This is a genomic window from Dongshaea marina, assembly GCF_003072645.1.
Lineage (GTDB): Bacteria > Pseudomonadota > Gammaproteobacteria > Enterobacterales > Aeromonadaceae > Dongshaea > Dongshaea marina.
On record NZ_CP028897.1, the window covers coordinates 845,630 to 859,809 of the forward strand.

The following is a 14,180-nucleotide window of genomic DNA, read 5'->3' on the forward strand; positions in this document are numbered from 1 at the left end:
TGGCATATGAAAACAGGAGAGGACAGGGTGCATAAAAGGGGCTACATGTGGCGTTTATTTCACTTCATCTCACTTCATCTGCAGCTAGCCGCAGTGGTGATGAGTGGGGTGCTGCTATTTGCCCTGCTGGGAGTTACAGCCCTGCCTGTATGGATTGCCGATCTGGGACGTCCGGCGGTTGTGATGGCACTGCTTGCTTACCTGGTCATCACCCTTGGTCCAGGCATACTGCTGCGACTGTTTGACCTGCTGGAACGGTTGGCGGTCCGCTTAGCTTCAAAAGGGGCGACTCCCCAGGTGAGCTCAGCCCCCAAGACCCTCTCGCATAAAGAGCAACAAGATCTGACCTATATACTGCAGCGCCAGCTATTTAGCTCTGCGAGGCGCCGCTCCTCTGCCTTGGGCTCAAAATCCCTGAACATGACGTCGAAGAACCGTCAGCGCTCCTGATTCTCTCCCGAAGTCGATTAACTCCCTTCTTTGTCATGCCGCTCCAGAGCCGGTTTTAGTCCCGTAGTTGATTAAAATATACCCGGGATCAAGGTCAGGCTGTTTATTAGCCAATATAGGGGTTACCGGGGTGATTATAGATTGACAAAAGCCCATGAAATTGAGAGATTACGCCGGCTTTTTATTCAGAAGGCTGGCCGTCTATATCTGTTCAGATGGGGCGACTAGCAGGGTTTTCACTTCCATGCATAGTAAATTATTCAGCATCAACACTAAGACCGTGGTGATTATCGGTATTGGTGCCGCACTTTATGGTGTCCTCGGGCTGGTCGGGATCCCGATCGGCCCGAATAGCGAGCTCAAGCCGGCGATGGCGATCTTAACCATCTTTTCTGTGATGTTTGGCCCCGGAGTTGGTTTTCTTGTGGGATTTATCGGGCATATTCTGACCGATATGCTGGCCGGATGGGGCCTGTGGTGGAACTGGGAGCTCAGCTCCGGCATCCTCGGATTTTTTATCGGCCTCATCGCTGTGTTTCCCGGCTTTAGTGTCAAGCTGGGGCACTATAGCCGTTGGCATATCCTGTTCTTGAGCCTGCTGACGGTTGTGGGAAATTTTGCCGCCTATTTTTTTGCCGGAGGTTGTGATGTTCTGCTGATGGGGGAGCCACCGAACAAGATCCTGCTCCAGGTGGTGGTGATCACAGCCACTAATCTATTGATCATCTTCTGTTTCGGGATCCCCGCTGTGATGGGCTTTTTACTGTCGAATAAGCGCTATTCCAACCTGCGAGTCGAGGATTGATATGACGCCGATTATTCGCGGTAAATCACTTTCGTTCCGTTACCTGTCTCAGGCTGAAAACACCCTGCATGATCTCGATTTTGAGATCTTTGCCGGCGAAAAGGTACTGATCGCCGGTGCCAGTGGCTCGGGTAAATCAACGCTCTCCTACTGCCTCAATGGATTGATCCCCAATGCTTACGAGGGGGAGATGCATGGAAAGCTGGAGATCGCAGGTGTTGATAGCCGTCAGGCCTCAATATTTGATGCCAGCCAGGTTCTCTCGACCATCTTGCAGGATCAGGATGGTCAGTTCATCGGCTTGTCGGTGGCTGAAGATGTGGCTTTCGCCATGGAGAACCGGAACTTTAAACAGGATGAGATGCGCGAGCGAGTCGAGCAGGCTCTGTTTGAGGTGGGGATGCAGGATATGCAGCGGATGAGTCCCCATGAGCTCTCCGGAGGGCAAAAGCAGAGCATCTCTCTGGCTGGTGTGTTAACGACTCAGGCTCCGATCCTGCTGTTTGATGAACCGCTTGCTAACCTGGATCCTCAGACCGGACAACGGGCGATGCAACTTATCGATGCTATCCATCGCCAGCAATCCAAGACCTGCATCATCATTGAACACCGTATCGAAGAGGTACTTGAGCAGGATTTTGACCGGATCATCGTTTTTGAAAAGGGACGGATCGTGGCCAATGGCCACCCGGATCAGATCCTTGCCAGTGGTTGCCTCGAGCAAACCGGACTAAGAGCACCTCACTATATTAAGCTGCTGGAATATGCCGGTTGCACCCTTGAGCCCGCAGACCGGGTCTCTGAGGCGGCTCATATAACCCGGGATAAGTTCCGCCAGCCGATCCTCGATTGGTATCAGCGCCTTGACGGGCAGCGAGCTGTGGTGCGACGTAACCGGGAATTACTGCGCTTACAGAATCTCTCTTTTGCCTATCCCTCAAAGGATCCTCAGCTTGAGGGGATCAACTTCTCCCTGTGTCAGGGAGAGATCGTCTGTTTGCTGGGAGCCAATGGTGCCGGCAAGTCGACCCTGTCGAATGTGATCAGTGGGATCCTCTCGCCCTGTCAGGGCTCAATCTATCTTGAGGGGGAGGATGTGACCCGCAGCAGCATCATGCAGCGGGGGCAGCAGATTGGTTATGTGATGCAAAATCCTAACCTGATGCTGACCAAGCATGTGGTTTACGATGAGGTTGCCTTTGCCCTTAAACTGCGGGGAATGAGTGGAGATGAGCTCAGGGGGCGGGTTCATGACACCCTGAAGGTCTGTGGTCTGAATGGCTATCGAAACTGGCCAATTGCTAAGCTGAGCTACGGACAGAAGAAACGGGTCAGCATTGCGGCGATCTTAGCGATGGAGCCCAAGCTTTTGATCCTTGATGAGCCAACCGCCGGACAGGATTATCGTCATTACAATGAATTCATGCAGTTTATTGAGCGGGTGGCAGGCAGTGGTGTAGCCATTTTGTTTATTACTCACGACATGCATCTGGCCCTTGAATATTGCGAGCGGGCACTGGTGCTGTGTGATGGTAAAATTATCGCCGATGACCGCCCCTCTAAAGTTCTGACGGATCACTGCCTGGTGAGTCGCGCCAATCTCAAGCAGCATAGCCTGGGTAAGATAGCTGAGCTGTTGGCCGTTGAAGATCCCATGGCGTTTGTTGATGGTTATATTGCATATGAGAGGCAGCTAAGAGATGCAGGCTAACAGCAGTCTTTATATCGAAGGGAGCTCAGTTTTTCACCGAATGGATAGTGCCCTGAAGCTCGGCTTGCTGATCATCTGGGCGGTAGCGACCTTTTTGTTTTTGGATGTGCGGATCGGCGCTGTGATGGTTGTGCTTGGGTTTGGCCTGCTGTTTCTGGCGCGGATCCCCTGGCACAAGATCCGAGGCATCTTCTACCTGGTTGTTGGCTTCAATCTACTCAATGTGCTGTTCATTCTGGTGATCAGCCCCCATTTTGCCGATAAGTTGGTCGGGGACAGCACGCCGCTGCTGGAGCTTGACGGCTACTCTCTGTCTGCGCAAACCCTGCTGTATGTAGCGACGATCTCGATGAAGTATTTGTCACTGTTTCCGGTGACCCTGCTCTTTATTTATACGACTCACCCGAGTCAACTTGCCTCCAGTCTTCACCGGGTGGGGGTTCCCTATAAGATTGCTTACGCCATCAATATTGCGTTTCGCTATATTCCTAACATCATGCAGGAATACCGGACGATCGTGAATGCTCAGCAGGCCCGTGGGATAAGTTTTCGCAAGGGAGAGGCTTCCTTTATGCAAAGGGCCCGCAACCTGTTCGTGGTGATACTTCCTCTGCTCATCAGCTCATTGCAGCGTATCGATGTGGTGAGTAATGCGATGGAGCTCAGGGGATTTGGCTGTGGGCGCTCCCGTAGCTGGTATCACCGCAAGCCTTTGGCCCGGCTGGATTGGTGGATGCTGTTGGTGGGGGTGCTGCTGATCGGCCTGCTCTGTTATCTTAAGAGCGTGGTATCCGGTGGCTTCTGGTTTCCGGGATAAAAACAGCAACAAAGGCTCCATTGGAGCCTTTGTTATTTGCCTACAGTAACGCCTGAGCAATCACAAACAAGATGACGTGAACCGAGGTGAAAATCGCAAGAATCTTGAATGCGCTCTTGTTATAACGAACACCTTCAATGATTAGATCGACTTTTTGTTTAATATTAGCCATAGCGGATAACCTTCTACTGTCGGCGTATCTCCCTCTGCTCATTGGTGCCATCCCATAGCGACTGCAAAGATGATGTGCTAAAGCTTTGCAGATTTAATGCCAGTTAATCCAGCTTCACGCTAGTTTTATGTTTCTTATAGAAAATTAATTGTATAGCTGATTTGGCAGATGCTCTTTTTCCTGGAGTGATGGCAGATTGCCGGGAATTTGACCTTAGGCAGGTGGCAACCTTTCGCCTCTGGGGAGCGGGGGAATCGAAACCGGATGACATTGTTGATGTATATCACAAATCCGGACAAAGAAATCCATATAAGGTTTTGATTTTAAAAGGTTAGATTGTTTTTTGTTCGGTGTTTTCATGGGTGTTTTCAGCTAATTTGACTTACATCATGGAAACCTCTTGTTACCTGAAAGTGACCTGCGGCCACTATTTGTTACATCTTTCCCCGGTAGTACACTGCCTTGGCATTTTTGCTCTATTTTATTTGTGTTAAGGAAAAACAATGGCTTCATTCAAATACTATATTCCAGCCATCAACGTGATGGGAGCCGGTGCATTGACCGAGGCTGCCAATGACATCGCAGGGTACGGCTATAAGAAAGCGCTGATCGTGACTGACAAGGTGCTGAACTCTATCGGTGTGGTTGCCAAGGTGGCAGGGCTGCTTCAGGAGAAGGGGATCGAGTCCGTGGTATTCGACGGCACCCAGCCTAACCCGACCGTGACCAATGTTGAAGATGGCCTGGCGCTGCTCAAGCAGAATCAGTGTGATCTGGTGATCTCATTAGGGGGAGGCTCACCCCACGATTGCGCCAAGGGGATCGCTTTGGTTGCGACTAATGGTGGCAGCATCAAGGATTATGAGGGTGTTGATCAGTCGGCTAAGCCTCAGCTGCCGCTGATCGCCATCAACACCACGGCGGGCACCGCCAGTGAGATGACCCGCTTTTGTATCATCACAGATGAGGCCCGTCACATTAAGATGGCGATCGTCGATAAGCATGTGACTCCTCTGATGTCGGTCAATGATCCGGAGCTGATGTTGGCTAAGCCTGCCTCGCTGACCGCTGCGACCGGTATGGATGCCCTGACTCACGCGATTGAGGCCTATGTGTCGACCATCGCAACTCCGGTGACCGACTCTGCGGCTGAGAAGGCGATCACCCTGATTGCACAAAATCTGCGCCAGGCGGTTAAGCATGGTGATGACTTGCATGCTCGCGAGCAGATGGCCTATGCCCAGTTCCTGGCTGGAATGGCCTTTAACAATGCAAGCCTTGGCTATGTTCATGCGATGGCTCACCAGCTCGGTGGCTTCTATGATCTGCCCCATGGCGTTTGTAATGCAGTGCTGTTGCCTCATGTTCAGCAGTTTAATGCCAAGGCCTCGGCTGAGCGGTTGATGAAGGTGGCCGAGCTGATGGGAGTAGATGTTGAAGGGATGAATGCACAGCAGGGGCGGAAGCTGCGCTGGCTGCGATTCGTCAGCTGGCTCAGGATATCGGTATTCCGGCAGGCTTGCAGGAGCTGGGCGTGAAGGCGGAAGATCTGCCAACTCTGGCACAAAATGCCCTGAATGATGCCTGTGGCCTGACCAACCCTATCCAGGCGAGCCACCAGGAAGTGATCGGGATCTACGAGGCTGCCCTATAACGGGCTGACCTCAAGATTCCGATAAACAAAGCCGGTGCATGGGTCACCGGCTTTATTGTTTGTGCCAAAGAATCGGTGTTGCCGGGGCTTTCGTTCGCCGTTATTTCGCCGGTGTCCAGAGGCTCGACAGTGAGTTGAGCAACCCTGAGCTTGCACCCTGGCTGCCAAGATACTTGAGGATGATGGGGACAAACTGGCTCACCATGCCTGAGTTCATGCCAAGGGCGCTGAACACCTGATTAACCCCACTCTGGCTATTTAGTAGCCCCCCAAGTCCGGCGGGGACTGAGCCTGTGAGTGACTCACTTTTGGGGATGAGCTTGGTCAGCTCCTGGTTTTGTCCGCCACTGAGCTGATTGGCAGCCATTGCCAGCAGGGCTCCGGTTCCTCCTGCGGCCTGCTGTGTCGACACTCCCAATTGGGATGTGATCATCTGAGTTAACGGATTAGAGGCAAGCTCAGAGGTTGCCGATGTTTGGTCATTCGATCCCATGATATCGGATAAACCAAAGGCGTGGCTCAAGCTCGTGAAAGATAGCAGGCTGATGAGCATGCTCAGGTGTATCATCCGGCGCATATACATAAATGTCTCCCTTCATTTATATTCGTTACCAGTGTAACCCCTGATGGTGGAGGAAGGAATTCTCGATGAGGCTCCTTCCGGCGAGATCGCTGAATCCTGGCTGAACCTGAGTGATATAGCTCACATTTTGAGGCCTCAGTCAATCCTGGGTATGGTATAATGGCGCGCCGATTTTGGGTGGGCTTCAGCCCCGCTCATCTTTACTCCTCTTTGTTGCCGGCTCTCTCTCATAAGCACGGAACTGAGCCTGTGACCTCTTCTGGGAGATGTTATGACTGTAACTTCATCTCGGGTGGCCTGGTTGCCCTGGATAGCCGGAATGGCTTTTTTTATGCAGACCCTGGATGCCACCATCATCAATACCGCAATACCGGCCCTGGCTCGCAGCCTGCACCATTCACCGCTGGCGATGCAGCTGACGATCATCAGCTATACCCTGACGGTCGCAATGCTGATCCCGGTCAGCGGATGGCTGGCTGATCGTTTCGGCACCCGACGAGTTTTTGCCCTGGCTGTTTTTTTGTTTACTTTGGGCTCTTTGACCTGTGCCATGTCCACGACTTTGACTCAGCTGGTTTTTTCACGGGTCCTGCAAGGAGTGGGGGGAGCCATGATGGTTCCGGTCGCAAGGCTGGCCCTGCTGCGTTGCTATCCGCGCCGGGAGCTGGTTCGGGTGTTGAACCTGGCAACCATGCCCGGCTTGATAGGCCCGGTAGTCGGTCCTCTGCTTGGGGGGATTTTTGTGACCTATGCCAGCTGGCATTGGATCTTTTTAATCAATATCCCGGTTGGGATCATCGGACTTATCCTGACCTGGCGTTATATGCCAAATGTAACCAGCACCAGGCGGCGCTTTGACTGGTTGGGCTTTTTGCTATTTGGCTTGTGTCTGGTCTGTATCCTGGGAGGGATTGAGCTTCTGGGGGAGGCGGCCGTCAACAGCCTGTTGCCAGTGATAGCCTTGCTGGGTGGGGCTGTGCTGCTCGGGGGTATCTGTGGCATGCGGCACGTAATCCTGAGCCCCTGATCCCTTTATCTTTGTTTGAGACCCGAACCTTTAAAATAGGGATCCGTGGCAATGTGTTTGCCCGGCTCGGCTCCGGTGCTATCCCTTTTCTGGTCCCTTTGATGTTGCAGGTTGGGATGGGATTTTCAGCCCTGTTTGCCGGCCTGATGATGATCCCGCTGGCTTTGGGCTCGTTATTAGGTAAATCGGCGGTGGAGCGAGTCCTGCACAGGCTTGGCTTTCGCTTGACCCTGCTGTGGGTCACCGGGATCATCGGGGTCATGATCGGCTTGTTTGCGCTGATATCCCCCGAGGTATCTCTCTGGTTTGCTGTTGCTCTGCTGTTGGGGCTCGGAGTGGTCAGAGCGACACAGTTTACCGCGATGAATACCATTACCCTGGGGGATCTCAGTGATGATGATGCCAGCTCGGGAAATAGCGTGTTAGCAGTCACTCAGCAACTCTCCATCAGCTTTGGAGTGGCTATCTGTGCCAGTGCCCTGCATTTTTACACCCGCTATACTCCCGGTAGCCTGATGGACCATTTTCACCTGACCTTTCTGACCATGGGGGCGTTGACCCTGCTATCTGCTCTGGCTTTTCTATATCTTAAAAAGTCTGATGGCCAGCACCTGGTCGCAGACTGAGATAGCCGGTGACCCATGAGTTGACAGGGCGGAGGTTAATTCCGCACTATAGAGTTTAGAGAGAGGCGCTGGCATTTGAGCTGTGACAAGCTCGATACAGAGTTCAGCAGGCCTCTCATTCAGGAATGAAAGGAGAGGGGGCCCGGATGCTGTTTCGTGTATTGCTATGGCTTGTTTTGCTCATTCCACTCCCCTCCCTGGCCTCTTATACCAAGCTTGTACTGGCGATGCCAAATTTCCCGCCCTTTACCTATATGATCAATGGCTCTTACCAGGGGTATGGCTATGAAAAGATGGCTCAGGTGCTCGATGAGGTGGGAGTTCCCTATGAGATCAAACTGGTACCCAGCTATGCCAAAGCACTGGCCGATTTAAAGAATCACAGGGTCGACGGCTTTTTCCTGGCCTCTAAAAATGCCGAGCGAGATTCGGTGGCGGTTTTCTCCAAGCCCCTGATGCTCAATCGCTGGAGCTGGTTTGTATCCAGCCGTTACTCACTCACCCCAAGTGATCCAAGGTTTAAGGAGAATGCCAGAATTGGGACCGTATTTGGAACCAATACCCAGCGCTGGCTGGAGAGGAATGCTTACAAGGTCACGAGCCGGGAGCTCAATACCGCAGAGCTGATTCGCAAGCTTAAAGCAGGGAAGATTGATGCCATCTTCATGGCGGAGATGGTGTTCAAACAGTCTGCGGATGAGCAGGGACTCAAGCACTCGGCCTACCAGCAATATGTTCAATCCTCTCGGGGGATTGGGATCTATATCTCGAAAAGCTACCTTGCGAGCAACAAGGGGTTTATGAGTGCTCTGAATAAGAAGATAGATGACCTGCATACCATGGGGTTACAGGACTAAATAGCTGATCCTATTACTGCTACATCTGTTGATGTGTGCTAGCAGACACGCTATGAATCCATCCATGGAGGCTCCACCGCGTCATCCATGACGCAGAGGGTCTGCTCATTCACAATTCAACAGTTGCTCCAAGTGATCTACTATTTGGAACAGTTATTTAGTCGATCGTTTCAATTGGTTTGTCGATTGCCTGGATATCATTTAAGGGCACGCAGTAAGTTGTCTAAAAGCAGCTTACTGCGTGCTCGGTGGCAGGGGTTAGGATCCTGATAACCCAGGCCACTGAATCAGAAAGTCTTGTCACCCATGTGGTAAGGGGTTGGTAATGATCAAGTTTTAATTATCCAGCTTCACCTTTACCCAGACCGGGAACTTTGATGCGCCTTCGGCTGCATCGACTTTGGATACACACGTAATATAGATATGCTTATCTATCGGCAAAATTGCGCCGACTGAGTATCGATCATTTTTATACCAGCATACATGACTCAATGGGGGATGAGCTTTACTTGTGGCCATCGAGGGTTGCATTTTCCCGCTTAAATGGGTGTTTGCAAGGGTGTTGGCAAATGCGAAAGCAGAGACTGCAAAGCATGATATAAACACCAGGGGTTTTATGAGAGTCATCGCTTTAATTCCTTTTAAAGCCATAGGGCTACTTTGATTAAAGACAGCATGAGCTCGGAAGTACAGGTTGCTGGTTGTAGTTGTCGTGGTGGAGAGCAGAATTACCAATGGAGAGCTATTTTGTCATCATCAGGTTGGGCACCAAAGTTGGCGACCCATCTGTGCCAGGTTATGAAGGATAACCCTTCGATCAAGGCGATTCTTGATGAGCATGGGGTCAAGGATGTGAGCTGCACAGTAGGGCTTCACTCTCAGGCTTAAGCTGTACAGGCAAAACCTATCTATAACCTGATACTCTTAGCTACAACGCAGAGCACTGAAAGGAAAATGCTCGTCTGAGGGAGACCAGGCTGGCTCATCAGGAAGAGCGGGGCTATGGAGGCCATTAAGGAGCAAAGCAGTATCATCTTAGCTTTATGACTTACTTGCTATTAGTCATTGCATCCTGGTTAAACCTAAGTTAACCAGGATGCTGTTTTTAATTTCTAACCCCTGACTTATAATCAGAATCGCATTTGTATTGTACCTAGGTTAATCAGTCTTTTAGTCAGATTTACAGGGAGTATGATAATGCGAAATAATACCAGCCTGAATAAGATACCTATTAGCCTTGCACTATGCTCACCGCTAATTCTTGGTTTCCCGGCAGAAGCCGTTGAAAGGATTTCAGCGCTCAGTGAAGATATTGAGTATTCCGGCCGCTGGAATACGGTGAGTGGTAATAGTAAGGGAACAAGTTGGGGGAATACTGCGCGACTTAAATTTTCTAATAGCAGCCAGATAAGTGTCGACCTGCAGTCCTCCGGAAGTATCGAATATAAATACAGTTTGTATCCCGTGGGATTTACCGGAAAGATTGAAAAAACAGACCTACCCTCAGGAACAGGAGTCATTGCTCTGCAATCCTCTGTGACCCAGGATACCTTATTAGATCCTTCCACTACCTATATGCTTAAACTTCATCGTACATCTGAAGCCTCTTTTGGTCAGACGACCTTGAAGGGGTTTATCGGTGATGATGGCATTGAAATTAAACCAATTAATGATGGCGAGCGGATTAAAATAGAGGTTATCGGCGATTCGATTACTGCCGCCTGGAAAGTGGATAATCCGGATGGGCAGTCCTCAGGTGCGGTTCAATATGAAAACACCCTTCACTCCTATGGTGCCTTGTTGGCAAAAATGTTCCAAACTGATCAGTGGAGTATTATTGCTAAGAGTGGAATAGGGGTGACTCCCAATGCTGGTGACTCTATTACAATGGATCAACAGTTTACCTATAATAATTTCCAGTGGAGTCAGCCCACGGGCACTGCAGTGAATTGGAATTTCAGCTCCTGGCAACCGGATATAGTAGTGCTGTTTTTAGGGACGAATGATGTAGCACTAACATCCTTTAACTCCACAAACTTCAAATCGGGTTATCGGAGAATGCTCAATACGATTCGCAGTAATTACCCTAATGCCTATATCGTATCCTTGACCACATTGGTGGAAACTATCACATGGGCTGATCCTAACTATACCCAGGTTAAGCAGGATATTAAGCAGGTCGCCAGTGAGTTTACCAATATAATGGTTGTAGATCCGGGGACAAAAGAGGATCCCTGGTTGATTCCGCTCAATGCCCCCGAGGGAGATTATGCTGGGGATCTAACCCACCCAGCTCTGAGTGGCCAGCAGAAGTTGGCGACTAAGTTATGTGAACAGATGAAGAGGAATAACTCGGTGCAGGGGATTCTTGCTGAACATGGCGCAGGCAATGTGAACTGTTCCCTGGATCCGATCCAGGAGCTTAGCTGGAGCTCGGAGCCATCGGTAACCGATGTGACAGTGAATTCGGCTTCAGCCAGCTGGCTTGCCAGTGTGGATACGGGCCCGGTTATAACTTATAGCTATAGACTGCAACAGAGCCCGGATATGGAGTTGGTTGCTCAAGGGGTTGGGAGCTCTGCTGTTTTCAGTGCTCTTGCTGAAGATACCCAATACAGATTAACGGTCACAGCTTCTGCCAATGATTACCCGGATCTTGTCGGTACTGAAACCTTTAGGACGGCATCGACCCAGTCTGCATCGCTAAACTGGGAACAGCGGCCGGTGATCAGTAATATTAGCGAAAACGGAGCTTTGGCGAGCTGGCAAGCAGAAGTTGTACATGGCGAAGGCATAATTAGCTATCACTATCAGCTACTCGATTCCAGTGGTCAGATGGTTGACGAGGGGAGTGGTAACAGCAAGTTGTTTACAGGGTTGGGTGCCTCGACTCAGTATCAGCTTCAGGTTACGGCCTCAGTTGAGGGGCTTTCTTCTCTGACAGATACCGAGATCTTTACGACCAAGGCCACACCAACCGAAGATCAGTGGGATCCCACCAAGATATACCATCAGGGGGATCAGGCCAGCTACCAGGGAGTGGTATATACAGCGCGCTGGTGGACCCAGAACAATCAACCGGATATCTCCTATGTTTGGGAGGGACCGGCACCTGAGCCAGGAAGTGCATGGGATCCAACGAGAGTGTACCTACAGTCGGAAATCGTGAGTTATCAGGGCAACCGCTATGAGGCAAAATGGTGGACTCGCGGGACGAGCCAGCTGCATCCTCAAGCTCGGGACCATGGAAATTATTGACCAACTAATTTGTGTTAAAGCGTCGCTGGCTTTCCCGGTCGTGTGAGGTGTGTCGGTATAATCCTGGTGGGCTATCAAGTCTGTGATAGCCCACTATACAAAACTAATATGGTAACAGTGGTTGGTCGTGTTTCACATCTGTTGTTGATGTCTAATTTCACGTCTCGCCAACACGGTGTGTATCCGTCCATGGAACCTCTGCTGCCGCATCCTTGCGACAGAAGGTTGGTGACCTTGAAATTAGTACACATTTGTATGAGCAACGGATCTGAGACATAACCCAGTGGTTATATGTTCCTTCGCTTTTCAAAGGATTTTGTTAAATGGTCAATGAAAAGTTTGGTTCTTAATGGCAGATGGTTCTTTTTCGGATATAAGAGGTATGCGTTACGATTTAATATGTCATAGTCTTCCAGTATTTGTATTAATCGCCCTTTGTTTATATCATTTATCACGCTGAACTTTGTTACACTTCCAATGCCATGGCCCATTAGTACAGCCTTTCTTAATACATGGCCACAGTTTATTTTCAAGGAGCACTGGCCATTTATCAGGCTTATGTTGAAGTCATTTTTAAATTTCAACTCATCGCATACGTTTGAGTCTAAAATCAATTTGTGTTGGTGTAAATCTTCAGGCTTACCTGGTAATCCATGTTTTGTTATATACTCAGGTGATGCGCATAATATGACTTCATAGCCACACAGTTTCTTTGATATTAAATTAGAATCCGCAAGTTTTCCTGAGCGTATTGCAAGGTCAACTCCTGATTCGATAAGGTTTACCAGCTTATTGTCTGTTGTGATATCAATATCTATTTGTGGGTGCTTATCTAAAAAGCTACATATCTCCTCAGTAATGAGCTTTTCCAGAAAAAGACTTGAGGTGGTAAGCCTAATTTTGCCTGATGGAAGCTTTTTTTTCTCTTGAAACAAGGTGTTAAGATTGTCAATGTCTTTCAGTATTGAGAGGGACTTATCATAGTAAATCTTTCCCTCTTCGGTCAGGCTGATCGCTCTGGCACTTCTATTAATAAGTCTTATCTCTAAGCTTGTCTCGAGCTGAGATATGTACCGGCTTATAATTGCCGTAGATACGGATAACTTTTCAGCGGCCTTCTTAAAGCTTTTTTCTTCGGCAACCGCCCTGAATGCTGTCATCAGGTTGATCAGATTCATGGTAGGTTCTCCCGTTTAATCAAAAGTGGCTGGAGTCGTCTTACTCTTGAAAATTTTTTCAATAGGACTGGGGGATCCCAGTTTGATTGACAGAGGTCATCCTCATTGTTGCAACCTGTGTCTCGTGCTGATGCAGATCTAAAAATTCAGGGTTCACTCTTTGTGAAGAAATGAGTTTGTATCGCATTGATATATCCTTATATTTTGCATGGTATTCCGGGTGCTGGTTAAGCGAATGAGAAAATAAGCCTGTTTGGAAAAGGATTTTAATGGACCCATGCTAGAAAAAATTGAAAACCAGCGCAATTTGTTAGAGAGGATATCAATACCCTCTCCAGGAGGGAGGATATGGTTAAGCTAGCTGGAAACTTGATTATCCAGTATAAGCTATTGAATAAATTATATTTTATTTTTTATCTGAAATATTTTCGTGAATATGAACTCCAATGAGCAATGCGACAAATTAAGGCACTTATCACCTATCGAGAGCGCCTGGGGTTCTGATTATTTTTCGTTTTAGTCACAGCTAATCTGGATCAGGTTTTTCCTTGGCAGACTTCAATGCTCCCATCGCCTTGAGCTCGCGCAGCATGAAGTAGTTGAGTACGGTACGGATCGCGATAATCGAGGCCAGTTGTCCGATATCCTCCCAAGTGGGGGCAATGGTGGTGTTGAGAATACTGCCACCGATCAGAAAACCCAAAGCCAGTGAGAAGGTGTAGCCCAGCTCGAGGCGGCTCTCGCGAATCGCTGTGGCAGAGTCTTTTTCAATCAGGGACTCACGAATGAAGATCACCATTCCCTTGATCACACCTATGGAGATCACCGTGATGGCGAGAAGATGCAGGCATTGCACTACGAAGTGACTGGCAATATGAACAATTTCATCCATGGCTGACTCCAAAACCTCAATGGGCAGCAGTTACAGCAAACTCATAGCCGTTACTTAAGTGCTAGCTGCTTCTTCGAAGGCCGTCAATCCGGGAGGCAGGATTAGTCAATTGGAAGATCATAGAAAGGGCCACCCTGGGGTGACCCTGGT

At 49.5% G+C, this 14,180-nt stretch carries 14 protein-coding genes and 1 pseudogene; 10 read left to right on the plus strand and 5 right to left on the minus strand.

Annotated features, from left to right (window positions below):
- The first annotated feature begins 45 nt into the window (after positions 1 to 45).
- The 4 genes from DB847_RS04175 (at position 46) to DB847_RS04190 (ending at position 3,783) form a co-directional block, all read left to right on the plus strand.
- The gene (locus DB847_RS04175; RefSeq protein ID WP_108649585.1) at positions 46 to 450 is read left to right on the plus strand and encodes a hypothetical protein; all 405 of its coding nucleotides are present in this window, start codon (positions 46 to 48) and stop codon (positions 448 to 450) included.
- Between the two features lie 244 nt (positions 451 to 694).
- A complete protein-coding gene (locus DB847_RS04180; protein WP_108649586.1) occupies positions 695 to 1,255 on the plus strand; it encodes an ECF-type riboflavin transporter substrate-binding protein in 561 nt (186 codons plus the stop codon).
- A gap of 1 nt (position 1,256) precedes the next feature.
- Positions 1,257 to 2,966, plus strand: a complete 1,710-nt coding sequence (locus DB847_RS04185; RefSeq protein ID WP_108649587.1) for an ABC transporter ATP-binding protein — start codon at positions 1,257 to 1,259, stop codon at positions 2,964 to 2,966.
- Positions 2,956 to 3,783 (plus strand): energy-coupling factor transporter transmembrane component T family protein, encoded by an 828-nt coding sequence (locus tag DB847_RS04190; protein ID WP_108649588.1) that lies wholly within the window; start codon positions 2,956 to 2,958, stop codon positions 3,781 to 3,783. The genes DB847_RS04185 and DB847_RS04190 overlap by 11 nt, the downstream gene beginning before the upstream one ends.
- A gap of 40 nt (positions 3,784 to 3,823) precedes the next feature.
- Here DB847_RS04190 and DB847_RS25920 read toward each other — a convergent pair whose 3' ends face one another.
- Positions 3,824 to 3,955: a hypothetical protein gene (locus tag DB847_RS25920; protein WP_267897740.1), complete on the minus strand. Its 132-nt coding sequence runs from the start codon at positions 3,953 to 3,955 to the stop codon at positions 3,824 to 3,826.
- A gap of 503 nt (positions 3,956 to 4,458) precedes the next feature.
- Between DB847_RS25920 and yiaY the strand changes: the two are divergent.
- Positions 4,459 to 5,609: pseudogene (gene yiaY / locus DB847_RS04195) on the plus strand (L-threonine dehydrogenase).
- A 100-nt stretch (positions 5,610 to 5,709) separates the two neighbouring features.
- Here yiaY and DB847_RS04200 read toward each other — a convergent pair.
- Entirely contained in the window at positions 5,710 to 6,186 is a 477-nt protein-coding gene (locus DB847_RS04200; RefSeq protein WP_199911715.1) for a DUF2780 domain-containing protein, read from the minus strand.
- Between the two features lie 277 nt (positions 6,187 to 6,463).
- Between DB847_RS04200 and DB847_RS26510 the strand changes: the two genes are divergently transcribed.
- From DB847_RS26510 to DB847_RS04210, 3 genes are all read left to right on the plus strand, one after another.
- Positions 6,464 to 7,219 (plus strand): MFS transporter, encoded by a 756-nt coding sequence (locus tag DB847_RS26510; RefSeq protein WP_407644433.1) that lies wholly within the window; start codon positions 6,464 to 6,466, stop codon positions 7,217 to 7,219.
- An 11-nt stretch (positions 7,220 to 7,230) separates the two neighbouring features.
- The gene (locus tag DB847_RS26515; protein WP_407644434.1) at positions 7,231 to 7,845 is read left to right on the plus strand and encodes an MFS transporter; all 615 of its coding nucleotides are present in this window, start codon (positions 7,231 to 7,233) and stop codon (positions 7,843 to 7,845) included.
- A 146-nt stretch (positions 7,846 to 7,991) separates the two neighbouring features.
- Entirely contained in the window at positions 7,992 to 8,702 is a 711-nt protein-coding gene (locus tag DB847_RS04210) for a substrate-binding periplasmic protein (protein ID WP_159084386.1), read from the plus strand.
- A gap of 336 nt (positions 8,703 to 9,038) precedes the next feature.
- Here the strand turns inward: DB847_RS04210 and DB847_RS26520 are convergent, their stop codons facing one another.
- Positions 9,039 to 9,353 carry a DUF1496 domain-containing protein gene (locus DB847_RS26520; RefSeq protein WP_108649591.1) on the minus strand — a complete coding sequence of 105 codons (315 nt, stop codon included), beginning with the start codon at positions 9,351 to 9,353 and terminating at the stop codon, positions 9,039 to 9,041.
- Positions 9,354 to 9,449: 96 nt separating this feature from the next.
- Between DB847_RS26520 and DB847_RS24220 the strand changes: the two genes are divergently transcribed.
- On the plus strand, positions 9,450 to 9,590 hold the full coding sequence (locus tag DB847_RS24220; RefSeq protein WP_159084388.1) for a hypothetical protein: 141 nt from the start codon (positions 9,450 to 9,452) through the stop codon (positions 9,588 to 9,590).
- 309 nt (positions 9,591 to 9,899) lie between these two features.
- Entirely contained in the window at positions 9,900 to 11,960 is a 2,061-nt protein-coding gene (locus tag DB847_RS04220) for a GDSL-type esterase/lipase family protein (RefSeq protein ID WP_159084389.1), read from the plus strand.
- A gap of 287 nt (positions 11,961 to 12,247) precedes the next feature.
- Here the strand turns inward: DB847_RS04220 and DB847_RS04225 are convergent, their stop codons facing one another.
- Entirely contained in the window at positions 12,248 to 13,138 is an 891-nt protein-coding gene (locus tag DB847_RS04225; RefSeq protein ID WP_108649593.1) for a LysR family transcriptional regulator, read from the minus strand.
- Positions 13,139 to 13,664: 526 nt separating this feature from the next.
- Positions 13,665 to 14,030 carry a DUF1622 domain-containing protein gene (locus DB847_RS04230; protein WP_108649594.1) on the minus strand — a complete coding sequence of 122 codons (366 nt, stop codon included), beginning with the start codon at positions 14,028 to 14,030 and terminating at the stop codon, positions 13,665 to 13,667.
- Between the last annotated feature and the right edge of the window lie 150 nt (positions 14,031 to 14,180).